The sequence below is a fragment of the Cellulosimicrobium sp. PMB13 genome (assembly GCF_051294865.1).
GTDB lineage: Bacteria > Actinomycetota > Actinomycetes > Actinomycetales > Cellulomonadaceae > Cellulosimicrobium.
This window is the reverse complement of record NZ_CP145910.1, coordinates 3,621,025-3,646,568: the sequence shown is the minus strand read 5'-3', so window position 1 is coordinate 3,646,568 and position 25,544 is coordinate 3,621,025. Positions and strand designations below refer to the sequence as shown.

At 73.8% G+C, this 25,544-nt stretch carries 20 protein-coding genes; 14 read left to right on the top strand and 6 right to left on the bottom strand.

The window, feature by feature from the left end; genetic code table 11:
• The first annotated feature begins 85 nt into the window (after positions 1-85).
• From V5D56_RS16405 to V5D56_RS16395, 3 genes are all read left to right on the top strand, one after another.
• Positions 86-1,153: a Ku protein gene (locus V5D56_RS16405; RefSeq protein WP_435736350.1), complete on the top strand. Its 1,068-nt coding sequence runs from the start codon at positions 86-88 to the stop codon at positions 1,151-1,153.
• A 109-nt stretch (positions 1,154-1,262) separates the two neighbouring features.
• Positions 1,263-1,718, top strand: a complete 456-nt coding sequence (locus V5D56_RS16400; RefSeq protein WP_435736349.1) for a VOC family protein — start codon at positions 1,263-1,265, stop codon at positions 1,716-1,718.
• A gap of 145 nt (positions 1,719-1,863) precedes the next feature.
• A complete protein-coding gene (locus tag V5D56_RS16395; RefSeq protein ID WP_435736348.1) occupies positions 1,864-3,621 on the top strand; it encodes a hypothetical protein in 1,758 nt (585 codons plus the stop codon).
• Between the two features lie 54 nt (positions 3,622-3,675).
• On the opposite strand, the gene V5D56_RS16390 is transcribed toward V5D56_RS16395, so the two are convergent.
• Positions 3,676-4,290, bottom strand: coding sequence for a TetR/AcrR family transcriptional regulator (locus V5D56_RS16390; protein ID WP_435736347.1), 615 nt, complete (start codon positions 4,288-4,290; stop codon positions 3,676-3,678).
• A gap of 231 nt (positions 4,291-4,521) precedes the next feature.
• On the opposite strand from V5D56_RS16390, the gene V5D56_RS16385 reads away from it, so the two are divergent.
• The 6 genes from V5D56_RS16385 (at position 4,522) to V5D56_RS16360 (ending at position 11,406) form a co-directional block, all read left to right on the top strand.
• Positions 4,522-6,039, top strand: a complete 1,518-nt coding sequence (locus V5D56_RS16385; RefSeq protein WP_435739058.1) for an MFS transporter — start codon at positions 4,522-4,524, stop codon at positions 6,037-6,039.
• Positions 6,040-6,091: 52 nt separating this feature from the next.
• On the top strand, positions 6,092-7,822 hold the full coding sequence (locus V5D56_RS16380; RefSeq protein WP_435736346.1) for a metallophosphoesterase family protein: 1,731 nt from the start codon (positions 6,092-6,094) through the stop codon (positions 7,820-7,822).
• Between the two features lie 58 nt (positions 7,823-7,880).
• Positions 7,881-8,582 carry a YceI family protein gene (locus V5D56_RS16375; RefSeq protein ID WP_435736345.1) on the top strand — a complete coding sequence of 234 codons (702 nt, stop codon included), beginning with the start codon at positions 7,881-7,883 and terminating at the stop codon, positions 8,580-8,582.
• A 33-nt stretch (positions 8,583-8,615) separates the two neighbouring features.
• Positions 8,616-9,344 (top strand): metal-dependent transcriptional regulator, encoded by a 729-nt coding sequence (locus tag V5D56_RS16370; RefSeq protein ID WP_435736344.1) that lies wholly within the window; start codon positions 8,616-8,618, stop codon positions 9,342-9,344.
• Positions 9,345-9,444: 100 nt separating this feature from the next.
• On the top strand, positions 9,445-10,674 hold the full coding sequence (locus tag V5D56_RS16365; RefSeq protein WP_435736343.1) for an MFS transporter: 1,230 nt from the start codon (positions 9,445-9,447) through the stop codon (positions 10,672-10,674).
• Positions 10,675-10,746: 72 nt separating this feature from the next.
• Complete coding sequence (locus tag V5D56_RS16360; RefSeq protein ID WP_435736342.1) at positions 10,747-11,406, top strand: vitamin K epoxide reductase family protein; 660 nt, start codon at positions 10,747-10,749, stop codon at positions 11,404-11,406.
• Positions 11,407-11,503: 97 nt separating this feature from the next.
• Here V5D56_RS16360 and V5D56_RS16355 read toward each other — a convergent pair whose 3' ends face one another.
• Positions 11,504-11,944 (bottom strand): YbjQ family protein, encoded by a 441-nt coding sequence (locus tag V5D56_RS16355; protein WP_435736341.1) that lies wholly within the window; start codon positions 11,942-11,944, stop codon positions 11,504-11,506.
• A gap of 74 nt (positions 11,945-12,018) precedes the next feature.
• On the opposite strand from V5D56_RS16355, the gene leuS reads away from it, so the two are divergent.
• Positions 12,019-15,045 (top strand): leucine--tRNA ligase, encoded by a 3,027-nt coding sequence (gene leuS, locus V5D56_RS16350; protein ID WP_435736340.1) that lies wholly within the window; start codon positions 12,019-12,021, stop codon positions 15,043-15,045.
• Positions 15,046-15,102: 57 nt separating this feature from the next.
• Here leuS and V5D56_RS16345 read toward each other — a convergent pair whose 3' ends face one another.
• Both V5D56_RS16345 and V5D56_RS16340 read right to left on the bottom strand, forming a co-directional pair.
• On the bottom strand, positions 15,103-15,993 hold the full coding sequence (locus V5D56_RS16345; protein WP_435736339.1) for a hypothetical protein: 891 nt from the start codon (positions 15,991-15,993) through the stop codon (positions 15,103-15,105).
• Positions 15,994-16,125: 132 nt separating this feature from the next.
• Positions 16,126-18,066 (bottom strand): helicase HerA-like domain-containing protein, encoded by a 1,941-nt coding sequence (locus tag V5D56_RS16340; RefSeq protein ID WP_435736338.1) that lies wholly within the window; start codon positions 18,064-18,066, stop codon positions 16,126-16,128.
• 85 nt (positions 18,067-18,151) lie between these two features.
• On the opposite strand from V5D56_RS16340, the gene V5D56_RS16335 reads away from it, so the two are divergent.
• From V5D56_RS16335 to holA, 4 genes are all read left to right on the top strand, one after another.
• Positions 18,152-19,000, top strand: coding sequence for a DegV family protein (locus tag V5D56_RS16335; protein ID WP_435736337.1), 849 nt, complete (start codon positions 18,152-18,154; stop codon positions 18,998-19,000).
• 473 nt (positions 19,001-19,473) lie between these two features.
• Positions 19,474-20,469, top strand: coding sequence for a helix-hairpin-helix domain-containing protein (locus V5D56_RS16330; RefSeq protein ID WP_435736336.1), 996 nt, complete (start codon positions 19,474-19,476; stop codon positions 20,467-20,469).
• Positions 20,466-23,072: a ComEC/Rec2 family competence protein gene (locus tag V5D56_RS16325; RefSeq protein WP_435736335.1), complete on the top strand. Its 2,607-nt coding sequence runs from the start codon at positions 20,466-20,468 to the stop codon at positions 23,070-23,072. Before V5D56_RS16330 ends, V5D56_RS16325 begins: the two co-directional genes overlap by 4 nt.
• A 214-nt stretch (positions 23,073-23,286) precedes the next feature.
• Positions 23,287-24,294, top strand: a complete 1,008-nt coding sequence (holA, locus tag V5D56_RS16320) for a DNA polymerase III subunit delta (RefSeq protein ID WP_435736334.1) — start codon at positions 23,287-23,289, stop codon at positions 24,292-24,294.
• A gap of 150 nt (positions 24,295-24,444) precedes the next feature.
• On the opposite strand, the gene rpsT is transcribed toward holA, so the two are convergent.
• Complete coding sequence (gene rpsT, locus V5D56_RS16315) at positions 24,445-24,705, bottom strand: 30S ribosomal protein S20 (RefSeq protein ID WP_251151603.1); 261 nt, start codon at positions 24,703-24,705, stop codon at positions 24,445-24,447.
• 192 nt (positions 24,706-24,897) lie between these two features.
• A complete protein-coding gene (locus tag V5D56_RS16310) occupies positions 24,898-25,488 on the bottom strand; it encodes a type II toxin-antitoxin system PemK/MazF family toxin (protein ID WP_435736333.1) in 591 nt (196 codons plus the stop codon).
• Positions 25,489-25,544: the final 56 nt, after the last annotated feature.

Here is a 25,544-nt window from a genome sequence, read left to right as displayed (position 1 = left end):
CCGTCCCATCCTTCCGCGGGCCACCCACACGCGGACGAGCCCCCGAGGGGTCGCGTCCGGGCGCGTCGCACGCCACCATGGACGGATGAGGGCCATCTGGAAGGGCGCCATCACGTTCGGGCTCGTCAACGTCCCCGTCAAGGTGTACTCCGCGACGCAGGACCACGACGTGCCGTTGCACCAGGTGCACGACAAGGACGGCGGACGCATCCGCTACCGGCGCGTGTGCGAGATCGACGGCGAGGTCGTGCCCTACGAGAACATCGCGAAGGCGTACACCGACGGCGAGCAGACCGTCGTGCTCACGGGCGAGGACCTCGACGCCCTGCCCGCCGAGCGCAGCCGCGAGATCGAGGTCGTCGAGTTCGTCCCGAGCGACCAGATCGACCCGCTGCTGCTCGACCGCAGCTACTACCTCGAGCCCGACTCGAAGTCCAACAAGGCGTACGTGCTCATGCGGCGCACGCTCGAGGAGACCGACCGGACCGCGATCGTGAAGTTCGCGCTGCGCCAGCGCACGCGGCTCGCCGCGCTGCGCGTGCGTGACGACGTGCTCGTCATCCAGACGCTCCTGTGGGCCGACGAGGTGCGCGACGCCGCGTTCCCCTCGCTCGACGACGAGGCCAAGGTCACCGACAAGGAGCTCGCGATGTCGTCGCAGCTCGTCGCGAGCTTCGAGGCGGACTTCACGCCCGAGGACTACGAGGACGACTACCAGGCCCAGCTCCGCCAGCTCATCGACGCCAAGCTCGAGCAGGGCGACGCGATCGACGTCGCCGAGACGTTCGGCGAGCAGGCGCAGGAGGGCGAGGGCGCCGAGGTCATCGACCTCATGGAGGCGCTGCGCAAGTCCGTCGCGTCGTCGAAGAGCGGCAAGGGCTCGTCGGGCTCCTCCGGTTCGTCGGGGTCGTCGTCCCGGTCGTCCGGTGGGTCGGGCACGACGGCGAAGGCCGGCTCCTCCGGGAAGGGCGGCTCAGGCTCGTCCTCCTCCTCGTCGTCGTCGACGAGGAAGACCGCGTCCTCGGGCTCGAAGACGGCGGCGAAGTCGGGGACGAAGAGCGCCTCCGGTACCAAGAGCGCGTCCGGGACGAAGAGCGCGGGGTCGACGACCAAGAAGGCGACGACCAGCACGCGCAAGAAGGCGTCCGCCTGAGGCACCTCGGGCCGGACGGGGTACGACGTCGAGGCGATGAGTTCGGGGACCGGGCGCCGTCGTACCTCCTGACGGCCCGGGCGGGCCGTGCCCGACACGAGGAGGCACCATGCGAGCGATCGTCCCGAGCCTGTGGTTCGACATGAACCTCGAGGAGGCCGTGGAGTTCTACACGGGCGTGTTCCCCGACGCGAAGGTCGGCGAGATGTTCCGCCAGCCCGACGGGACGGTCGTCTCCGCCGACTTCGAGCTCGCCGGGCAGCGGTTCGCCGCCATCAACGGCGGCCCGCAGTTCCCCTTCACGGAAGCGGTGTCGTTCGTCGTCGAGTGCGACTCCCAGGACGAGGTGGACAGGTACTGGGACGTCCTCACCGCGGACGGCGGTCAGGAGTCGCAGTGCGGGTGGCTCAAGGACAAGTTCGGGCTCTCGTGGCAGATCGTGCCCACCGAGTTCCTCGCGATGCTGCAGGACCCGGACGGCGCCAAGGTCCAGCGCGTCGTCGACGTCATGATGACGCAGGCCAAGCTCGACCTCGGGCCGCTGCGCGCCGCGTACGACGGCTGACCGCAGCGCGTTTCGTGAGGACCGGCCGGGGGCGCCCGCAATCGGACGCGAGCGAGGTATGTCCAGAGAGTCCGGGGTCTGGTTGAATGCGCGAGTCAGTCCCGCGACGGCCCGCGCCGTCCTTTCGTGAAGGACCACGAACCGAGTGAAGAAGCTCATCGCCAGCGCCGTCGGGACGGTGTTGGCCCTCGGCGGGCTGGGCGTCGCCACCGCGGCCCCCGCCTCCGCAGCCACGCAGGAGGTCCAGACCTCCTGCTCCACCGTCTACGTCAGCTTTCAGGAATACCCGGCCGGCACCACGGTGTCGATCGTGATCGACGGGAACACCGTCGAGGACGCGACCCTCGAGGACGGGTGGTTCTCCTCCTGGTACGAGGTCGACTGGTCGACGCCGCACGAATGGAGCGTCGTCGTCGATGCGCCCGACGGCGCGGAGGGAGACTTCTCCGACGGCGGCACGACGACGCCGTGCGACACCGATCCGTACCGGAACGCCGACGCCTCGGCCTCGTGCGGGGAGGTCACGGCGAACGTGTCGTCCTACCCCGAGGGTTCTCGGGTCCTGTTCTCGCTCGACGGGGAGACCGTCGCCGACGATCCGGTCGACGGCAACTATTGGAACGTCTGGCCGCTCGACTGGACCGTCGCGCACACCTGGTCCGTCACCCTGGACGCCGAGGACGACGCGCTCGACCTCTCCTGGGAAGGAGTGACAGAACCGTGCGACTCCGACCCGAACCTGCGGGTGGAAGTCTTCGCCTACTGCGACCAGCTGTCGGTGAACGTGAGCGGCTACCCGGCTGGTACGGCGGTCGTCGTGTCCGTCGCCGGCCAGACCGTCGGGGAGGGGAGCACCGACGAGGGTGGCTACTTCTGGGAGTCGTACGTGCTCGACGGGACCACGACCCACGACTGGACGGTCGTGCTCGACGCGGCTGACGACGTGTTCGATCGGGTCGAGTCCGGGACCTCGGTCGAGTGCTGGACGGAACCCGAGACGGTGCACCCGGAGACGCCGGCCGTGCTGACCGCGTGCGAAGCGACGCCCGACGACGTCCCGCTGCCTGCCGACACCGAGTCGATCTCCTACGCGCGCACGCCCGAGGGGATCGTGGCGACCGCCGCGCCCGGCTACCTCTTCCCTTCCTTGCAAGAGCTCGAGGAGTGGCGACTGGTCGTGGACGGACAGGTCGTGGTCGAGAACCAGGTCCTGCTGGACTGGAACTCCGTCGTCCGACCCCGTTGCGACCTCGACGTGGTCTCCGTGACCCCGGTCTGCGTCGATGGTGTGCCCTCCGTCGACGTCGTCGTTACGCCGCCGCCCGGTGCCGGCGACGACTCGCTCGAGATGGAGTGGGTGGGCCCGAACGGCGGCTACGACGACGTCGTGTACGGGGGCGGAGGCTTCGGTCAGCCCTTCGAGAGCCGCCAGCCGTGGCCGGCGTGGATCTCGAACGAGGACGGGACGGTCTCGCCCCACCACACGCCCGACTGGCGGCTGGACGACGTCGACCTGGCGTTCGGGGCGTCGGTGTGGGTGGACGGGTGGACCTACTCCCGCTACTACCGCGCCGTGTGGGAGGACGCGCCGACAGCCGATCCGTGCGCCGACGACCCGGGGCCGCACTTCAGTGTGGACGCTCGCGAGCGTCGGCTCGCCGGGAACATCTACCTCGCTGTGCGTGTGCTCAACGAGGACGACACCGCGGCAGAGATCACGGTGACGACGCACTTCGGCACCCGCACCTTCCGGGATGTCGCCCCCGGTGCGAGCGCGTACCAGTCGTTCGCGGTCCGGGCGTCGGAGTTTCAGGGCGTGCCGGTCGCGGTCAGCTTCGCCACCGACGTGGAAGGCCAGGTCGTGACGAGGGAGCGTGTCGTCACCGCGTGGGTCGGAGGGTAGGCGCTCGCCCGAACGCCATCGCGCTCCGGCGCGCTCCCTCGCCGGAGCGCGATGTCAGCGACGCATCGCGACGATCTCGGCGACGAGCGCGAGCAGGTCGTCCACGTCGTCTCCCCGGCGCGGCGCTCGGAAGGTGAGTCCCTCTGTGTCGTCGCCGCCCGAGGGCGGGCGGACCGGTGCTGACCCGCCCGGGTCCAGGACGGCGCCGTCGAAGGCGGCGTGCGCGTAGAGGCCGTCGCTGATGAGCACGACGGCGCGTGCGACGACGGGGTCACCGACCTCGTCGAGGACGGCGCGCGTCCAGGCGTCGTGCGCGCCGTCGAGCGCGGCGCGGGCGCGCGGGTAGGCGCCCTGAGCGAGCCGTGAGACGGCGAGGTAGACGAGCTCGAACTCGCCGTCGACGACGGTCGACGTGCGCAGCAGGTAGTCGACCGGGCCTTCGGGCGCCGCGCGCATCACGGCGACGTCGGCGTCGGTGAGCTCGCGCAGGTGGTCGACCAGGCCGTCGACGAGCGCGTCCTTCGACCCGAAGTGGTAGAGCAGGCCGCCCTTGGAGACGCCGGCGCGCTCGGCCACGGCCTCGAGCGTCGCGGCGCGCTCACCGTGCTCGACGAGGAGAGCGGCGAACGCGCGCAGGACCTTGGCGCGGGCGGCGGGGGGCGGGGGCATGGCGTCGAGGGTAGTCGCGACAGGTCACCGGCGGCATCGTCGTGAGAGCGAGGGCGGCACAGGACGCGCGCGGTGCCGAGCGTCACAGCCGTCTCGGGATGACGAAGGACGCTGGAGCGCGTTACTGTACCGTCTGGACGGTCCGGAAGTTCGACGCCACCGCGTCGCCCCGGCCGTCCGCTGTCGTGGAAGGACCTCGTCGTGACGGCGACCCAGCTCAACCGCCCCGCGATCCGCCCGGACGCCCCCACCGCAGCCGCGCCCGGCGCGGCGCGCCGGTGGCTCGCGCTCGCGGTGCTCATGCTCCCCGTGCTGCTCGTGTCGATCGACAACACGGTGCTCAGCTTCGCGCTGCCCCAGATCTCCGAGGCGCTGCGCCCCACGGGGACGCAGCTGCTGTGGATCATCGACATCTACCCGCTCGTGCTCGCCGGCCTGCTCGTGCCGATGGGCTCCTTCGCCGACCGCATCGGGCGACGCCGCCTCCTGCTCGCCGGTGCGGTGGGCTTCGCCGCGGTGTCCGTCGTCGCCGCGTACGCCCCGAGCGCGGAGGCGCTCGTCGCCACGCGTGCGGGCCTCGGGTTCTTCGGCGCGATGCTCATGCCGTCGACGCTCTCGCTCCTGCGGAACGTCTTCACCGACCGGGAGGAGCGGCGTCTTGCCATCGCGATCTGGGCCGCCGGGTTCGCGGCGGGCTCGGCGCTGGGCCCGATCGTCGGCGGTTTCCTCCTCGAGCACTTCTGGTGGGGATCGGTCTTCCTCCTCGCCGTCCCCGTGCTCGTCCTGCTGCTCGTCCTCGCGCCGCTCTTCGTGCCCGAGTCGCGCGACCCGGCTCCCGGGCGGGTCGACGTGTGGTCGATCCTTCTCGTCATGGCGACGATGACCCCGATCGTCTACGGGATCAAGACGCTCGCGAAGTCCGGGGTGAGCGGTCTCGCCCTGGCGAGCGTCGCCGTCGGGCTCACGGCCGGGACCCTGTTCGTCCGGCGCCAGCTGCGCCGCCCGGACCCGATGCTCGACGTGCGCCTGTTCACGCGCGGCGCGTTCAGCGGTGCCGTGCTGGTCAACCTGCTCTCGGTGTTCTCGCTCGTCGGCTTCCTGTTCTTCGTGTCGCAGGACGTGCAGCTCGTGCTCGGCCTGTCGCCCATGCAGGCGGGGATCGCCTTGCTGCCGGGGCTCGTGCTCATGGTCGTCGCGGGGCTCGGCGTGGTGAAGGTCGTCCGGCGCGTGCGCCCGGCACGGGTCGTCGCCGTGGCGCTGCTGTTCTCCGCGGCGGGGTACGCGATCGTCGCGGCGGGTGCCGGGGAGAGCACGCTCGCGCTGCTCGTCGTCGCGTTCGTCGTGCTGTCCTTCGGCGTCGGCGCGGCCGAGACCGTGTCCAACGACCTCATCGTGTCCTCGGTGCCCGCCGAGAAGGCGGGCGCGGCGTCCGCGATCTCCGAGACGGCCTACGAGGTCGGGGCCGTGCTCGGCACGGCGGTGCTCGGCAGCATCCTCACCGCGTCGTACCACGCGAACGTGGTCGTCCCCGCGGGAGTGCCCGCGGCGGACGCCGCCGCAGCGGCCGAGACCCTCGGGGGAGCGACACAGGTGGCCGGCACGCTGCCCGCAGGGCAGGCCCAGGCGCTGCTGGACTCGGCGCACGCCGCGTTCGGCAGCGGCGTCGGCGTGACGTCGCTCATCGGCGTCGTGCTCATGCTCGTCGCCGCAGGTGTGGCACTCGTCACGTTGCGCGACGCGCGGGCCTGATCCTGGTGCCCGGGTTGGCGGCACGGTGGCCGATCCGGGAGGCTGGGCGGTGATGAGCACCCCGCACCGCACCCCGCCCCGCTGGGTCCGCTGGACCCTGGGCATCATCGCCGCCCTCGTGCCGTGCGTCGTGTGGGGGGTCACGACGGCGACCGCCGAGCGCAGCCTCGGCCCGCACGAGGCGACGTACGAGGTGACGACCGACGGTCTCGTCGTCGTGGACCTCGGGCCGCTCGGCACGCTGCAGATCGAGTCACCGCTGCCGCTCGGGCTCGGCGCCGACGTCACGGTCCAGGAGATCCCGGCGGACCTGACCGCCGTCGGGCAGGCCGACACCCTGGAAGGGCTGTCGCAGGACCTCGAGGACTACCTGCGCTTCTTCGGCGGGCCCCAGGAGACGATCGGGTCGGTCGCGCGCGCCCTCGTCGTCGACGCCCTGCGCCGCACCGGCTTCGCGATCCTCGTCGTCGCCGCGGGCGGCGCGGGCCTGTACGCGCTGCTCGGTGCGGCGCGGCGTCGCGAGCTCACGGCGGTCACCGCGCCTCGGACGTTCGAGATCACCGCGAGCGTCGTCCTGGTAGGCCTCGTCGCGGCGTCCCTCTCGTCGAGCGACCCCGCGTCCTCGCGCAGAGAGGGGCAGCCGGCCTCCGCCGTGTTCGCGGGCACGCCGCTCGAGGGCGCGCGCATCACCGGGCGCCTCGCGGGCGTCGTCGACACCTACGGCTCGCTCGTCCTCGACTTCTACCGCGAGAACGAGGACTTCTACGCCGAGGCGAACGACAACCTCGTCACCGCCTGGGACCGGCGGCAGACCATCCAGCGGCTCAACGCCGCCGCGGTCGCGCGAGGCGAGCGGACCGACGGCGAGCGCGCCGTCGCGACGATCGCGCCGGACGACGGGCCGACGGCCGAGTCGAGCGATGAGTCGACCGATGCGGCGACCGACGAGGCGACCGACGACGCGACGGCGGCAGGGACGCCGACGTCGCCGGAGCCGGCGGCCGAGGAGGACCTCGTGACCCTCGTCGTCATCTCGGACCTGCACTGCAACGTCGGGATGGCGCCGCTCATCCGCACCGTCGTCGAGGGCTCGGGTGCGAGCGTCGTGCTCAACGCCGGGGACACGACCATGAACGGGACCGCCGTGGAGTCGTTCTGCGTCGACGCGTTTGCCGGCGCGATCCCGAACGGCGTGACGACGGTCGTCGCGGACGGTAACCACGACAGCGTCGAGACGTCCGCGCAGGAGCGCGGCCATGGCCAGGTCGTGCTCGACGGCGAGGTCGTCGAGATCGAGGGCATCCGTATCCTCGGGGACCGCGACCCGCTCGAGACTCGGCTCGCCGCCGCCGCGCAGCCCGCGCGCGAGGAGACGCCCGAGGAGTACGCGGCGCGCCTCGCCGAGACGGCCTGCACGGAGCAGGAGGACGGTGACGGCATCGACCTGCTCATGATCCACACGCCGCGCATGGGCAACGACGCGATCGAGTCGGGCTGCGTGCCGAACCAGATCTCCGGGCACATGCACACGCGGTCCGGGCCGGAGCGCATGGGCGGCGGGGTGCGCTACGTGAGCGGGAGCACGGCGGGTGCCGTGAAGGACCAGCTCCGCGTCGGGCCGCTCAAGGGGACCGCGGAGATGACCGTGCTGCGCTTCGACCCGCAGCAGCGCCGGATCCTCGACTGGCAGCTCGTGCAGGTCGGCACGGACGCGTCGGCGACGGTCTGGCCGCGACTCGCGTGGCCGGCACCCGCGGACCCGGCCCCGGCCGCGGAGGAGTGAGTCCGCTCGTGCGCGTCGCTGGCGTCGGGCCGCCTCGAGGCGCGGCAGGATGGTGCTCATGAGCAGGTCCACGCGCTGGGTCGTCGTCAGCGTCGTCCTCGCGCTCGTCGTGCTGCTGCTCGCCCCCTTCGTGTACAGCGAGCTCACCGAGGGTCGCACGCCGCCGCCGCTCGGTCTGCAGTCGCCGGGGGAGACGTCGCCCGCCGTCGAGTCACCGGCGCCGGGCCCGTTCGACGTCGACGGGCGCTGGGTCGTCGGACCGGGCTCCGCGGCCGGGTTCCGTGCCGAGCGCCTCGGCGTCCCCCGGGACGAGGCGACGGTCGTCGGCAGCACGCAGGACGTGACCGGTGCGGTGGAGGTCGTGTCGGGCGAGGCGACGACGTCGCGCGTCGAGGTCGCGACCGCGACCCTCACGACCGGGGACGCCGTCGAGGACGCCCTCCTGCGGCGCGTGCTCGAGGTCGACGTCTACCCGACGTCGGTCTTCGCCCTCACGACACCGCTCGACGTGACCGCGGTCGAGGACGCGCCCGGACCCGTGCTGCTCGAGGCGAGCGGGACCCTGACCCTGCGCGACGTCACCGAGCCGGTGACCGTCGCCCTCGAGGTCCAGCGCTCGGGCGAGGGGCTGCAGGTCCACGGTGCGATCGCCGTCCGGTTCTCCGACTACGGCATCGGCGCCCCGCAGCTCGCGCCGGTCGAGGTGCGCGACGAGGGCACGGTCGAGGTCAGCCTCGCCCTGTCCCGATCCTCGGGCTGACCGACGCCGGTGGCCGTGGCCTAGGGTGGTCGCGTGGACCGCCCCGACGACCTCACGCCCGTGGCCCAGGACTATCTCAAGGTCGTCTGGTCCGCCCAGGAGTGGTCCGACGAGCGCGTCACCACCAAGCTCCTCGCCGAGCGCATGGGCGTCGGGGCGTCGACCGTCTCGGAGACCGTGCGGCGCCTGAGCGCCCAGGGGCTGCTCGAGCACGCGCCGTACGGGGCGATCGCCCTCACCGAGCGGGGGCGGCTGCTCGCCCTCGCGATGGTGCGCCGGCACCGGCTGCTCGAGACCTACCTCGTCTCCGAGCTCGGGTACGGGTGGGACGAGGTCCACGACGAGGCCGAGGTGCTCGAGCACGCCGTCTCGGACCTCATGGTCGAGCGCATCGACGCCCGTCTCGGCCGTCCCACGCGGGACCCGCACGGCGACCCGATCCCGAGCGCCGACGGCGTGGTGGTGCGCCCGCCCGCCGTGCCGCTCGCGGAGCTCGTCGCGGGGGACGAGGGCGTCGTCGTGCGGATCTCCGACGCCGACCCGGACGTCCTGCGCTACCTCGCCGAGCTGGGCGTCGGCCTGGACACGCGCGTCGCGGTCACCGAGCGGCGCGAGTACGCGGGCACGCTGACGCTCGCCTGGTCGGGTGCGGGTGCGGGTGCGGGTGCGGGTGCGGGGGCCGGGCCGACGGCGCCGTCGCAGCTCGGTCTGCGCGCGGCCGGGCACGTGTGGGTCGTGCGGGACGCGGCCGTCTCCGCCTAGACTGACCACCTCACCTTCCTTCTCGTCGTCGATGTCGCCGACGGCGGTCGAATCGATTCGACCGCGCCACCTCGACCACCTCGACGACCCCGGGAGAACCATGACGGCACCGCGGACCGGGCCCGCGCTCCTCGCGCTCGCCCTCGGCGGCTTCACCATCGGGACGACCGAGTTCGCCACGATGGGCCTGCTCTCCGACATCGCGACCGACCTCGACGTGTCGATCCCCACCGCCGGTCACGCGATCACGGCGTACGCCGTCGGCGTCGTCGTCGGGGCGCCGCTGCTCACCGTCCTCGCGGCCCGCATGCCGCGCAAGACGCTGCTCCTCGCGCTCATGGGCTTCTACGCCGTCGCGAACGTGCTCTCCGCGACCGCGGGCAGCATCGAGACCCTCGTCGCCGGACGGTTCCTCGCCGGGCTGCCGCACGGCGCGTTCTTCGGCGTCGGTGCCGCGGTCGGTGCGGCCGTCGTCGGTCCCGGCCGGCGAGGTCATGCGGTCGCGATGATGATGACGGGCCTGACCGTCGCGAACGTCGTCGGGGTGCCGCTGTCGACGTACGTCGGGCAGCAGCTCGGGTGGCGCGCCGCGTTCGTCCTGGTCGGGGTCCTGGGGCTGGCCACGCTCGTCGCGCTCTGGCGGCTCGTCCCCGCCGGCGCGGGGCACGAGGCGTCGAGCGCCCGCCGCGAGCTCGCCGCGCTGCGCAACGCACCGTTGTGGATCGGCTTCGTCGCCGCGTCGATCGGGTTCGGCGGCATGTTCGCCGTCTACTCGTACGTCGAGCCGACGATCACCCGCGTGACCGGCCTCGCGACGGGTGCGGTCCCGATCGTCCTCGCGGTCTTCGGCGTCGGGATGACGGTCGGCACGCTGCTCGGCGGCAGGCTCGCCGACCGGTCGGTGATGCGCACCGTGTACCTCGGCTTCGTCTCGACCGCGGCGGCGCTCGTGCTCTTCGCCCTCACCGGTGAGCACCCCGTCCCGGCGGTCGTCGCGCTCTTCCTGCTGGGCGTCACGTCGCAGGTGCTCGGTCTCTCGCTCCAGACGCGCCTCATGGACCTCTCGCCGTCCGCCCCGTCGCTCGGTGCGGCGCTGTGCCACTCCGCGCTCAACGTCGGCAACGCCAACGGCGCGTTCCTCGGCGGGCTCGTCATCGCGGCCGGCTGGGGCTACCTCGCTCCCGCGTGGACGGGCGTCGCGCTCACGCTCGCCGGGCTCGTGATCATCCTCGTGTTCGGTCGCCGCCCGGCCGGCGTCGTCGTCGCCACCCTGCCCGACGCCGTCCGCTCGCCGCTGACCTCACAGCCGCGTCCCAGCGAGTCGCGGTAAGTTGTGCCCACCGCGCCGTCGGCGCGACCACGACGGTCCGGCGCGAGCCGGCGACCCACGAGGAGCGTCCCCGTGAGCAAGAGCGCCCCTGTCGACGCGACGGACGAGTCCGGTCCGGACGAGCTCGAGCGGCTGCACCCGGACGGGCCGCGCCCGATGAGCGCGCGGACGATCGGCTGGCTGCTCGTCGTCCTCGGGGCGATCGGCTTCTTCGCCTCCGCCGACCTGACCGTCGAGCGCTATCTGACGCTGATCGACCCCGACCACGCCCTGTCCTGCACGCTCAGCGTGTTCGTGGACTGCGGTCCGGCCATGGGGTCCTGGCAGGGATCGCTCCTCGGGTTCCCGAACCCGTTGCTCGGGATCGCCGGCTTCGCGGTCGTCATCACGACGGGCGTCGTCGTCCTCACCGGAGCGCGCCTCCCGCGGTGGTACTGGCTGTCGCTCCTCGCCGTGACGACGCTCGCGCTCGCGCTCATCGTCTTCCTCGTCTGGACGAGCCTGTACTCCCTCGTGCGCCTGTGCCCGTGGTGCATGGTCGTCTGGGCCGTCATGCTGCCGCTGTTCTGGTACCAGGTGGTCCACGCGGTGCAGGAGGGCTTCCTGCCCGCGAGCGACGGCGTGCGCCGGACGGTCGTCGGCAACCGGCACCTGTTCCTCGCGATCGGCTACGTGGCGCTCGTCGCGTGGGTCTTCCTGGTCATGGGCCAGTACATCCTCACGAGCCTCTGAGGCGGCACGGACCTCGGGACGTCGGGCGGCGCGCCGCCGACGGGCGGGCGCGCGGCCGACGGGTGCGTCGTCGTGCGCGACGGCGAGCGGTCGGTCCTCAGCGCCAGGCGGGCTGGTCCGGGGCGCTGTCCTGGGGCCCGCCCTGGGTGCCGTAGGCGGGCGCGGGTGCGGCCGACGCCTGGTGCGCGGACTGCGACGTCGCACCCGGCTGGCCCGCCGGGATCGGCGAGACGACGACCGCCGTCCCGTACGCGCAGACCTCGGAGAACGACTGCGCGATCTCGCCCGTGTCGAACCGCATGCCGACGACGGCGTTCCCGCCCCGGCGCTGCGCCTCCTGGACCATGCGGTGCATGACCTCCTGGCGCGACTCGTAGACGAGCTGGGTGTACTCCTTGACCTCCCCGCCGCCGATGGCGCGGAACCCCGCGACGAAGTTGGCGCCCATGTTGGCGCTGCGCACGGTCATGCCCATCACCTCGCCCAGCACGGCGTCGATGCGGTACCCCGGGACCTCGTTCGTCGTCACCACGATCACGCGCACATCCTGCCACGGTGCGCCCGGTCGGGGGACCGCCGTCGGGCCTGCGGACGGTCGGTAGAATCGGCCGCGTGACCACCCCTGACACCACCGAGATCACGCACGCCTCCGGCCAGCCCGCCTTCCGGTACACCCCGGCGCTCGCGGAGCAGATCGAGCTCAAGTGGCAGGAGCTGTGGGAGCAGCGCGGGACGTTCTTCGCCGCGAACCCGACGGGTGACCTCACCGACGGCGAGGGGAACGGCCCCGCCGGCTCGAGCCCGTACTTCATCATGGACATGTTCCCGTACCCCTCGGGTGCGGGGCTGCACGTCGGCCACCCGCTCGGGTACATCGCGACCGACGTCGTCGGGCGCTTCCGCCGCATGTGCGGCGACAACGTGCTGCACGCCCTCGGCTACGACGCGTTCGGCCTGCCCGCCGAGCAGTACGCCGTGCAGACGGGCCAGCACCCGCGCACGACGACCGAGGCGAACATCGTCAACATGCGGCGCCAGTTGCGCCGCCTCGGCCTCGCGCACGACTCGCGTCGTTCGTTCGCGACGATCGACCCCGAGTACGTGCGCTGGACGCAGTGGATCTTCCTGCAGATCTTCGACTCCTGGTACGACTCGGAGGCGGAGCGCCCCGACGGCGGTCGCGGCCGCGCGCGCCCCATCGCGGAGCTCGAGGCGCAGTACGCCGACGGGTCTCGCCCCGTGCCCGGCGGCGTCGACGGCGTCGAGGAGGGTGCGGACTGGGCCTCGCTCACGCCCGTGCAGCGCCGAGCGGTGATCGACCCGCAGCGCCTCGCGTACGTCGACGAGTCGCCCGTGAACTGGGCGCCGGGGCTCGGGACCGTCCTCGCGAACGAGGAGGTCACGGCCGACGGTCGCTCGGAGCGCGGCAACTTCCCCGTGTTCCAGCGCAGCCTGCGCCAGTGGAAGATGCGGATCACCGCGTACGCGGACCGCCTTGCCGACGACCTCGACCTCATCGACTGGCCCGAGAAGGTCACGGCGATGCAGCGGAACTGGATCGGCCGCAGCGAGGGCGCCCTGGTGCGCTTCGCGGTGCTCGGCTCCGCGGACGGCGCCAACGACGCCGCCGCGGAGTCCGGGACGCAGGTCGAGGTCTTCACGACGCGACCCGACACGCTGTTCGGCGCGACGTTCATGGTCGTCTCGCCCGAGCACCCCCTGCTCGACGAGGTGCCCGCGCACTGGCCCGACGGGACGTCGTCGGCATGGACGGGCGGGCACCGCTCGCCGGTCGAGGCCGTCGCCGCCTACCGGCGCGAGGCCGCGGCGAAGACCGCGGTCGAGCGGCAGGCCGACGCCGGGAAGAAGACCGGCGTCTTCACGGGCCACCTCGCGGTCAACCCGGTCAACGGCGCGACCATCCCCGTCTTCACCGCCGACTACGTCCTCATGGGCTACGGCACCGGCGCGATCATGGCCGTCCCCGGCGGCGACGAGCGCGACTTCGCGTTCGCGGAGGCGTTCGGGCTGCCCGTCGTGCACACCGTCCGGCCCGCCGACGGCTTCCCCGAGGGCTTCACGGGCGCGTGGACGGGCGACGGCGAGATCGTCGCGTCGTCCAACGACGAGGTGTCGCTCGACGGGCTCGACGTGCCCGCCGCCAAGCGCGCGATCACCGAGTGGCTCGTCGCGAAGGGTCTCGGCGAGGGCACCACGACGTACCGCCTGCGCGACTGGCTCTTCAGCCGTCAGCGCTACTGGGGCGAGCCGTTCCCCATCGTGTGGGACGCCAACGACCAGCCCGTCGCGATCCCCGACGCGATGCTGCCCGTCGACCTGCCCGACGTGCCCGACTACGCGCCGCGCACGTTCGAGCCCGACGACGCGGACTCCTCCCCGGAGGCGCCGCTCGGCCGCAACGCCGACTGGGTGAACGTCACGCTCGACCTGGGCGACGGGCCGCAGCAGTACCGCCGCGACACCAACACCATGCCCAACTGGGCGGGGTCGTGCTGGTACTACCTGCGCTACCTCGACCCGGCGTGGACCGGTTCGGCAGCGGGCGGGCCGGTGGCCGACGGTGCGGCGACCGGTGCCGACGAGCTGACCGTTGTCGACCCGGAGCTCGAGCGCTACTGGATGGGTCCGGAGCACAACGCGACCGCCGGGCGCGCGGGCGGCGTCGACCTGTACGTCGGCGGCGTGGAGCACGCCGTGCTGCACCTGCTCTACGCACGGTTCTGGCACAAGGTCCTCTACGACCTGGGGTACGTGTCGAGCATCGAGCCGTTCCACCAGCTCTTCAACCAGGGCTACGTGCAGGCGTACGCGTTCACGGACGCGCGCGGCCAGTACGTCCCGGCGGCCGAGGTCGTCGAGGAGCCCGCGGCGGACGGCTCGGGCGAGGTCGTGTACCGCTGGAACGGCGAGGTCGTGCTGCGCGAGTACGGCAAGATGGGCAAGTCGCTCAAGAACGTCGTCACGCCCGACGACATGTACGCCGAGTACGGCGCCGACACCTTCCGCGTCTACGAGATGTCGATGGGCCCGCTGGACCTGTCGCGCCCGTGGGAGACGCGCGCCGTCGTCGGGTCGCAGCGCTTCCTGCAGCGGCTGTGGCGCAACGTCGTGAGTGAAGACACCGGGGAGACGACCGTCTCGGACGAGCCGGCGTCGCCCGAGACGCTGCGCGCCGTGCACCGTGCGATCGCGGACGTGCGCGTCGAGATGGAGCACATGCGCCCCAACACGGCGATCGCGAAGCTCATCACGCTGAACAACCACCTGACGTCGCTCGACCGGGTGCCGCGCGAGGCCGTCGAGCCGCTCGTGCTCATGACCGCGCCCGTCGCGCCGCACCTCGCGGAGGAGCTCTGGCAGCGGCTCGGCCACGAGAGCTCGCTCGCGCACGCGCCGTTCCCGACGGCGGACCCGCAGCACCTCGTCGAGGACACGGTCACGTGCGTCGTGCAGGTCAAGGGCAAGGTCCGCGGCCGGCTCGAGGTGCCGCCGTCGATCTCCGACGAAGACCTGCAGGCTGCGGCGCTCGCCGAGCCGAACGTCGTGCGCGCGATCGACGGGGCCGAGGTCCGCAAGGTCATCGTCCGCGCCCCGAAGCTGGTCAACATCGTCGTCTGACGCTGAGTGCTGGGTATGTGTCGTCGTCTACCGGTCTGGACGACAAATACCCAGCACTCAGGGCTCGCTGACGAGGAGTCGACGGCGTGCCCGCGCCGCCTGCACCCTGCTCACCAGACGTTCGGGGTGGCGGATCACGTCGTCGGCGGTCGCGGTGATGATGATCCAGCCCGCGCCCTCCAAGCGCTGCCGCCGCTCGACGTCCCGGCGCCAGGTCGCCGGGTCGGTCCGGTGGACGTCGCCGTCGTACTCGATCGCGATGCGGAGATCGGGGTAGGAGAGGTCGGGCAGGGCGAGGAAGCGGCCGGACCCGTCGAGGGCTGGCCGGTTGACCTGCGGACAGGGCAGCCCGGCATGGACGAGCAGCAGCCGGGTCCGGGTCTCCATGCTGGAGTCGGTGCCTGACCGCAGCAGGTCGATCGCAAGGCGGCACCTCGCCAGCCCCCGCATCTTGTACGTGCGCTCCATGAGGTGGCGCAGCTCGTGGACCGTGGTCCGGGGTTCCGTACGCCGCATCATCGCGTCCCCGAGCACGACGACGGCGTCGGGTGTGAGCGCGTGCGCGAGGTGGAGCCACGTCTGCGCCGGCGACGTGACCCGCAACCCGTCGACGTCCACGACGTCGAGACGATCCTGCCCGCAGAAGTGCGACGTCACGGCGGCCCGCTGCGGCCGAGCACCGCGACGCGGCACGACCACGTGGATCCGGTCGTCGTGCTCGAGCTGCCACGGCACCTCGACGCCGAGAAGTCGGAGCGCTGTCGTCCGCGCGAACGCGGCGGTGCCGTCGAGCGTGTGCGCGATCGCCTGGCAACGGTCCACGAGAGTGGCGCAGGCGCCGACGATCCGTACCCCCGAGGTCGGCGCGATCATCGACGGCCCACGCAGGACGCCGGGCGTCACCCCCTGGGCCAACGCCTCGGACGTGGTGAGGATTCTGGGTTCCATGCGCCGAGGATGGTGACTCCCGAGCGCGAGCGGGCCCTCCTGCCGAGAACTGTGGACAACCCGACGCTGAGTGCTGGCAATCTGTCGTCAGAAGCCGGTCAGCACGACAAATACCCAGCACTCAACGGGCGGTCAGCGGCGGCGGGTGCCGAAGATCGTGCGCGTGAGCTCGCGGCCGAGCTGCGTGCCCGCCGAGCGCAGGAACGCGTCCAGCGGGTTCGACGCACGCGACCCGCCCGACCCGGAGCGGGAACCGCCGGAACCCGTCCCGCCCGTGCCGGAACGGGCCTTCTCGGCGTCGCGCTCGAGCTTCGCGCGCATCTTCTCGAGCTCCGCCTGCTCCTTCTTCGCCGCGCGCTCGGCCTCCTTCGCCGCCTCCTTCGCGACCTTCTCCTGCGCGGCGGCCTCCTCCTCCGCCGCCTGCGCCGCAGCGCGGGCGGCGGCCTGCTCCTGGACGCGCACCTGGAGGAGCTCGAAGGCCGACTCGGCGTCGACGGGCGTGCCGTACCGCGCGGTCGCGGGCGACGCCGCGACGATCGCCTCGAGCGCGTCCGACGGCGCCGGGTCCATCGAGGACTGCGGAGCACGGACCCGCGTCCATGCCACCGGGGCGGGCGCACCCTTCTCGGTGAGCACCGTGACGACCGCCTCGCCGGTGCCGAGCGACTGCAGGAGCCGCTCGAGGTCGTACGGCGAGTGCGGGAAGGTCCGCGCGGCGGCGCGCAGGGCGGACGCGTCGTCGGGCGTGAACGCCCGCAGCGCGTGCTGCACGCGGTTGCCGAGCTGAGCGAGCACGTCGGCGGGGACGTCCTTCGGGCTCTGCGTCACGAAGAACACGCCGACGCCCTTGGACCGGATCAGTCGGACGGTCTGCACGACCTGCTGGAGGAACTCCTTCGACGCGCCGGTGAAGAGCAGGTGCGCCTCGTCGAAGAAGAACACGAGCCGTGGCTTGTCGGCGTCACCGACCTCCGGCAGCTCCTGGAACAGGTCGGCGAGCAGCCACATGAGGAAGGTCGAGAAGAGTGCGGGCCGGTCCTGCACGGCGGGCAGCTCGAGCGCCGAGATCATGCCCCGACCGTCCGGTCCGGTCCGCAGCAGGTCCGACGTCGCGAACGCCGGCTCGCCGAAGAACACGTCGGCGCCCTGCGCCTGGAGCGCGACGATCTCCCGCAGGATCACCCCGGCCGTCGCGGCGGAGACGCCGCCGATGCCCTTCAGCTCGGCCTTGCCCTCGTCGGACGTGAGGTAGGCGATGGTGGACTGCAGGTCCTTGAGGTCGAGCAGCGCGAGCCCGTGCTGATCGGCCCAGTGGAACACGAGCCCGAGGCTGGACTCCTGGGTCTCGTTGAGCCCGAGCACCTTCGACAGCAGCAGGGGTCCGAAGTCCGTCACCGTGGTGCGGATCGGCACGCCCGTCCCCAGCCCGCCGAGCGTGTACAGCTCGACGGGGAACGCGGTGGGCGCCCAGTCCTGCCCGATCGAGCGCGACCGCTCGACGATCTTCTCGTTCGGGGCGCCGGGCTGCGTCAGACCCGACAGGTCGCCCTTGATGTCCGCGAGGAACACCGGGACTCCGGCGGCGGAGAGCCCTTCGGCCATCCCCTGGAGCGTCTTCGTCTTCCCCGTGCCGGTCGCACCCGCCACGAGCCCGTGCCGGTTGAGCATCCCGAGCGCGAAGCCGACCTGGACGTCCGCGCGCGCCGCCGGGTCACCACCGGGCTCGCCCTCCAGCAGCGCCCCGAGCGGCAGCGTGCCGTCCTCGGACGCGTACCCCGCGGCCACCTCGGCGGCGTAGCCCTCGAGCGTGCTCGTGCCCGACGGCGCGGCCTCCTCGTCCCGGGCGGTCGCCTGCGCGTGCCCCTCCGTCGCGGAGCTCGCCGCCGGGGACGCCGGGGTCACGTCGCCCTCGGCCGTCGCGGCCTCGGCGGCAGCCGCGCGTTCGGCCTCGGCCGCCTCCAGCGCCGCCTGGGCCGCGGCGGCGCGCGCCTCGGCGGCCTCCGCGGCAGCCTGCGCGGCGGCCGCGCGCAGGGCGGCGAGCTCCTGGTCGGTCCGGGCGGCGTCGTCGGGCATGCTCGGATCGTAGGTTCGGCGGGGGCGCACCGCAGCCGGACCGGGGATGCGTGCGCCCCGCCCGACGCCGTAGGGTGGCGCGGCCATGACCCACGACCACCACGTCCACGTCGTCACCGACTCGACCGCGTCCCTGCCGCGCGACGGCTCGCCGCGCCTCCACTCGGTTCCCCTGCACGTGGTGGTCGACGACGTGTCAGCCCTCGAGGGCGTGGACATCACCGCCGACGACGTCGCCGCGCGCCTCGCCGAGGGCCGCCGTGTCACGACGTCGCAGCCCTCGCCGCGCGCGTTCGCCGACGCCTACGCCGCGGCGGTCGACGCCGGCGCGCGCGCGATCGTGTCCGTCCACCTGTCGGGCGAGCTCTCGGGGACCGTCCACGCCGCGGCGCTCGCGGCGGCCGACGCCCCGGTGCCGGTGCGCGTCGTCGACTCACGGACGGTGGCGATGGGGCTGGGCTTCGCCGCGACGGCGGCGGCCGACGTCGGGCTGGACGGCGCGGACGTGGACACCGTCGCGCGTCGGGCGCTCGCGGTCGCGGACACGAGCCGAGCCGTCTTCCTCGTCGACTCGCTCGACCACCTGCGGCGGGGAGGTCGCCTCAGCGCGGCCTCGGCGGCGCTCGGCACGGTCCTCGGCGTGCGGCCGCTGCTCGCCGTGCGGGACGGGCGGATCGAGGTCGTGCAGAAGGTCCGGACGAAGGTCGCCGCCGTCGAACGTCTCACGACCGTCGCCGTGGAGTCGGCGGGCCGCCGGCACGCCCCCGTCCTCGCGGTGCACCACGTGGGGGACGACGACGGCGCCCGGCGCCTCGCGTCCGAGCTCACGGCTCGGACGGGGCTCGAGGTCACCGTGACGCCGGTGAGCGCGGTCCTCGGCGCTCACGTCGGGCCCGGTGTCCTGGCGGTCGTCGTCGCGGACCTCGCGCCGTAGGTTGTCGGCCGGGCGTCCGGGCCGTGCACAGGCCCGACGACGCACGGTCCCGTCCACAGGTGCGGTCCGGCGAGCCGCGTGCGCCCGAGGAAGATCCCTAGCGTGCGGGCATGACCACGCCTCGCCACGCTCCGCCACCTCTCCCGTCCCGGTCGCCGGTCGGCCGTGCGCCGCGCCGCAGCGACGCCGTCGTGCGGCAGCGGCTGCGGGCTGTGGCCGGGGGGACCCGGCCCGCGCTCGCCTGGCACCCCGCGACCGAGGCGGTCGAGGTGGTCCGGAGCCAGGAGCCGGAGCACCGTCAGGCCACGACGGAGCCCCTGCCGGACGGGTGGCTCCCGACTCGGCCGAGGCTCGGGTCTGGGTCTGGGTCTGGGTCTGGGGCTTGGGCTGCGTCCGGGTCCGGGTCCGGGTCGTGGGCTGCGTCCGGGTCTCGGGCTGCGGTTGAGGTGGGGACGGCGACCGGGTCAGCGCCGGTGTCGGAGTCTCCGTCTGCGCTGGGAGACGGGGCCGAAGGGGACGACGACCCGTGGCCGGACGGCACCGCGGCGGAGGCCGACGACGGTGCTGCTGCCGAGGCGATCGGGCTACGGGCCCGGCGGCGGACCGCGACGACCGTCGCGCACGCGTATGCCGCGGCGCACGGGCACCCGACGACGCACTCGGGCTTCGCCGCGCTCGACCCCCCCGACACGTCCGACGAGGGCGTGGGGCCTGGGACCGGGCGAGTACGCGCCTCCATCGCCGTTCGGGTCGCGGTCGCGGCGTCGCTGCTCGTCCTCGTCCTCGGCGGGGTGACGGCGGCACTCACCCTGCGACCCGAACCCGTGGCGGCGCTCGCGGCGGTGGACGACGCTCCGGGGACGGACGTCGGTGGGCCCTCGGGAGAGGAGGCCCGAGCGGCGGCGGACACCGTCGGCGGCCCGCACGACGACGCCGCGACCGACGACGCCGCGGGCGGTGAGTCACCGGACGCGGGAGCCGGCGCGGATCTCTCGCCGGAGGGTGCGGCGGCGGTCGTCGTGCACGTCGTCGGGCAGGTCGTGACGCCCGGCCTCGTCAGCGTGCCCGCGGGCGCGCGGGTCGCCGACGCGCTCACGGCGGCGGGCGGGGCGGGGCCGGACGCCGACCTCACCGCCCTCAACCTCGCACGCACCGTGGTGGACGGCGAGCAGATCGTCGTGCCTCGCCCGGGTGAGGTGGTCGCTTCCGGGACCACGACAGCCGGGCCCACGGGCGCCGGGACGACGGGCGCCGGGTCGACGGCCGGGACGGCGGCGGGGCCCGTCGACCTCAACACCGCCGACGCGGCGGCGCTCGACGGCCTCCCGGGCATCGGGCCGGTGCTCGCGGAACGCATCGTGGCGTGGCGCGACGCCAACGGCCGCTTCACGTCCGTCGACGAGCTCGGGGAGGTCAGCGGGATCGGACCCGCGACCCTCACCGACCTGCGCGACCTCGTCCGCGTGTGACGGACCTCCGGCTCGCGCCGGCGGCGCTCGCGGCGTGGACGGCCGCCGCGGTCGGCGTCGGAGGCGCGCCCGCTGCGGTCCTGGTCGCGGCGGCTGTCGGGGCGGCGGCGCTCGGCCTCGTGTGCCTCGCCCTCGTCGGCCGTGCGGTGGGTCCTCGCAGGACGACGGCTGTGGCGGCGACGGCTGTGCCCGCGACGGCTCTGCCCGCGACCGCTGCGCCAGCGACCGCTGCGCCCGCGACCGCTGCGCCCGCGACCGTGCCGGGCCGTCGGGGCGGGCTCGTGGGGCAGGCGGTCCTCGTCCTCGCCTGCGTGACGGCGGTGCTGCTCTCGTGCGGCGCCCAGCTCGTCGAGCGCGCCGGCTCGGGTCTCACCGACCTCGCGCAGGACGGTGCCACGGCACGCGTCACGGCGACCGTGCGCTCGGCCGTCGTCCCGCGAGCGAACCCGTGGACGGGGGAGGAGGACCGCCGCGAGGTCCGGGTCGAGGCGGTCCGGCTGACGGCGCGCGGCGTCACGACCCCCGCGTCGGGCCAGCTCGTCGTCGCGGGAGCAGGCGGCTCGTGGGACGGCCTCGCCTACGGGGCGACGGTCGAGGCCGTCGGCACGCTGTCCGTCGACGGCGACCGGACGTTCCTGCGCGTCGACGAGGCTCCGCGCGTCCTCGAACCGGCCCCGCCGCCGCTGCGTGCGGTGCACTCGATGCGGCAGGGACTTCTCGACGCCACCGCGGGGCTCTCCCCGCAGGCTCGGGGCCTGGTGCCCGGCGTCGCGGTCGGTGACACGTCACGCCTCGACCCGGAGCTCGACGAGGCGATGCGCACGACGTCCCTCACGCACGTCACGGCCGTGTCGGGCGGCCACTTCGCGATCATCGTCGCGTGCGTCGCCGCGCTGTGCGTCGCCCTGCGTGCGTCGCGCACGGTGCGCGTGCTCGTGACGGGCGCCGCCATGGCCGGGTTCGTGGTGCTCGTCCATCCGGAGCCGAGCGTGCTGCGCGCGGCCGCCATGGGCGTCGTCGGGCTGACGGGCGTCCTGCTGGGACGTCCGTCCCGGGCGGTCGCGGCGCTCGGGGCAGCCGTCGTCGTGCTCCTCGTGCTCGATCCCTGGCTCGCGAGGTCCTACGGCTTCGTGCTCTCCGTGGCGGCGACCGCGGGCCTCGCGCTCGGCACGGCACCCCTCGCACGCACCCTCGCGCCGTGGTGCGGCCGCACCACGGCGCACGTCCTCGCGGTCCCCGTCGCGGCACAGGTCGCGTGCGCACCGATCCTCGTGCTGCTCGAGCCGTCGGTGAGCGTGTACTCCGTGCCCGCGAACCTCGTCGCCGCTCCGGCGCTCGGGCCGGCGACGGTGCTCGGGGTCGTCGCGACGCTCCTGGCGCCGGTCTGGCCCGCTGGGGCGACGGGCGTCGCGGCGCTCGCCGGTGTGTTCACGGGCTGGATCGCGGGCGTGGCGGAGGTCTTCGCCGAGCTACCGGGCGCACGCCTGCCGTGGCCCGGTGGCGTCGGCGGGCTGCTCCTGCTCGTGCTCGTCACGGCGACGGGCCTCACGGTGCTCCTGCGCTCGCGGGGTCTGCGACGCGCCGCGGAGCGCCGCGAGCTGCTGCGAGTCCGCCGCCGGCCGTGGCGCAGCCGCCTGCGCAGGCACCTGCGCGCCGTGCGCAGGACGTCTCGCCCGGTCCTGCTCACCGCACTGGTCGGGATCGTCGCAGCGGTCCTCGTCGTCGTCCTCGTGGGGCACCGGCTCGCCGTCGTCGACGACGGCGTCCCGGCCGACTGGGCGGTCGTGGCGTGCGACGTCGGCCAGGGCGACGCGCTCGCGCTGCGCTCGGGTCCGTCGTCTGCGGTGGTCGTCGACGTCGGTCCGCCCGGCGCCGCGGCCGACCGGTGCCTCGACGACCTCGGCGTCGACCGGGTCGACCTGCTCGTCCTCAGCCACTTCCACGCGGACCACGTCGGAGGCCTCGACGCCGTCCTGCAGGACCGCGTCGTCGAGCGCGCGCTCGTCACGGGGACGCGCGACCCCGTCGCGCAGGCGGACCGCGCCCTGGGCCTCCTCGAGGACGCCGGGGTGCCCGTCGACGTCGCGCGACCAGGAGACGCCGCGCTCGCGGGCGGCGCGGACGGCGTGCGGTGGGAGGTGCTCCAGGCGGGCCCCGCTCCCGGGGGCACGGACCGCGACGGTACGGTGCCCGACCGCGGTCAGGGCGGCGGCGAGGGAGCCACGGGGGAGGAGGGAGCGGCGAACGACGCGAGCGTCGTCCTGCTTGCCGAGGCGCAGGGGATCGACGTCGTCGCGCTGGGCGACCTGGAGGACGCGGGCCAGGAGTCGCTCGTGCGAGTGCTCGAGGGGCGGGGCGGCATCGCGGTCGACGTCGTGAAGGTCGCCCACCACGGCTCGCGGACGCAGTCGGAGCGGCTCGCCTCAGCGCTGTCCCCGGCTGTCGCGCTCGTCAGCTCGGGGGAGAACACCTACGGCCACCCGACCGACCACGCGATGGACCTCTACCGAGGCGTCGGCTCGACGGTCCTGCGGACCGACACGTGCGGCACGTTCGCCCTCGTCGTGCGCGACGGCGTGCTCGGGTCGGCAGGCTGCGGGTGAGCCGGGCTGCGGGTGAGGCGGGCTGCGCGGACCACGGTGCCGACTGCTGTGCCGTGCGCGGTGCCGATGCCCTCGTCGACCGCCGCTGCGCGGTACGGGTGTCCCGTCGGGCCGAGCACAGGTGTCAGGGACCTCATGCCGAACGGGAGTCCTGCGGTGCTCGTCGTGGCGGTGACCGGCGCCACGGGTGGGTGGGGCGTGGCAGGCTTGGCGCATGCCCGCGCCGTCCCGGTCCTCCGCCCGCCCGTCCGCCGCGACCGGGTGGGACGACGTGCGGCTCGCGCCGGTCGTGCTGGTCCAGGGGCCGGAGTCGTTGCTCGCGGAGCGGGCCGTGGACGCGGTGCTCGACCTCGCGCGCGAGCGCGACCCCGAGGTGGAGAAGGTCGAGCTGGAGGCCGCGACGTACCAGCCGGGGACGCTCACCGTCGCGGCGAGCCCGTCGCTGTTCGGCGAGGCGAAGGTCGTCGTCGTGCGCGGGGCGGAGGGCGCGACCGACGCGCTCGTCACCGACGTGGTCGCGTACGTCCCCGTCGCGGACCCGGCGACGACGGTCGTCGTCGTGCACGGTGGCGGCGTGCGGGGCAAGCGCATGCTCGACACGATCCGCGCGAGCGGCGCGCCCGTCGTCACCGTCGAGGCGGTCAAGAAGGACGCGGACAAGGCCGCGTTCGTCACCGCGGAGTTCCGTCGTGCGCGTCGCCGCATCGACGGCACGGGCGTCCGTGCCCTGGTGGAGGCGCTCGGCAACGACCTGCGCGAGCTCGCGGCGGCGTGCGCCCAGCTGATCACCGACACTGACGGCACGGTCACGGAGCAGGTGGTCGACCGCTACTACGGCGGGCGCGTGGAGGCGACGGGTTTCCGCGTGGCCGACGCCGCCGTCGCCGGCAACGCGGGCGAGGCCGTCGCCCTGCTCCGGCACGCGCTCGCGACGGGCGCAGACCCGGTGCCGCTCGTGGCAGCGCTCGCGATGAAGCTGCGGGCGCTCGCCAAGGTCGGTGCGATGCGAGGGCGCGGCGGGGCGTCCGCGAAGGAGCTCGGCATGGCGCCCTGGCAGGTCGACCGCGCGAAGCGCGAGCTCTCCGGGTGGTCGCCCGAAGGGCTCGCGACGGCGATCAGCGCCGTGGCCCAGGCCGACGCCGAGGTCAAGGGCGCCGGGCTTGACCCCGTGTTCGCCGTCGAGCGGGCCGTCCTGACGATCGCGGGCTCGCGCGGGCGCTGAAGCCCGGACGGGCTCGGCCCGACCTCCGGCGCCCCACCTTCCGGTGCCCGACCTCCGGCGCGCCGTCGGGCATGCACGAGGGGCGCCGACCCGTCCGGGTCGGCGCCCCTCGTGGAGAAGCCTGTGGTCGCCTCAGTGGCGACGCGTCGTTCAGAGCGCGTTGACCGACTTCGCGATGGCCGACTTGCGGTTCGCGGCCTGGTTCGCGTGGATGACGCCCTTCGAGACGGCCTTGTCGAGCTTGCGCGAGGCAGCCTGGAGCGCGGTGCTCGCCGCGTCCTTGTCGCCGGCGGCGACGGCCTCGCGCACGCGGCGCACGTACGTCTTGAGCTCGGACTTGACCGCCTTGTTGCGCAGGCGAGCCTTCTCGTTCGTGCGGATGCGCTTGATCTGGGACTTGATGTTGGCCACGTGTGAGCTTTCTGGTGTGTTCGCCGGAGCGAGCGGATAGGTCGTAGAGGGCGGCTCCAGCTCCGGGACTGGGGTGGGGAACCCGTGGAGAGGTGCTGGAGCGGTGCCCGCCGACCTGGGCGGACACGCGACCATCGAGACTACCAGCCCGGACCCCTCTGAATCCAGTCGGCCCAGGGCGTCCGGCCGCCGTCAGCGGTGCGCTGCGACGCCCGCGACGACGCGGTCGAACACCGCACGTCCGACGACCGCGCCCTCGCGGCGCACGGCACCCGGGTCGACGCGCAGCACGCGGTCGAGCCGCACCTCGCTGTCCCGGCCCTTCCCGTCCCACGGGCCCGAGCCGATGTCGAGCCAGTGCCGGCCCCACCGCGCCTCGTCGCGCGCGTCGCGCGAGTGGTCCTTGCTCGTGAGCATCACGCCGAGCAGCCAGGCGCCGTCCCGACCGACGAGCAGCACCGGGCGGTCCTTGCCCTGGGTGTGGTCCTCCTCGAACGGGACCCAGGTCCAGACGATCTCGCCCGGGTCCGGCGAGCCGTCGAGCTGCGGCGCGTACGAGGCGCGCACCGCCCCCGTGTAGTCGCCGGGGTACGCCCCGCCCGGGCGAGCGGTCGGGCGGGCGGCGCCAGGCGTCGTGCCCGACGAGCGCCTGGGCGCCGGTCGCGGTGCGGGCCGGGGCCCACGGGTCGTGGTGGTGCCCGACCTCCCGGAGGGGCGCGAGATCCCGCGCACGACGGCGCGCGCCGCGTCGCCGAGCAGTCCCAGCCATCGGTTGCGTGCCACGCGCGGCACCCTACACGCGCGGACGGGCCGACCCGGGCGACCTCACGCAACACCCG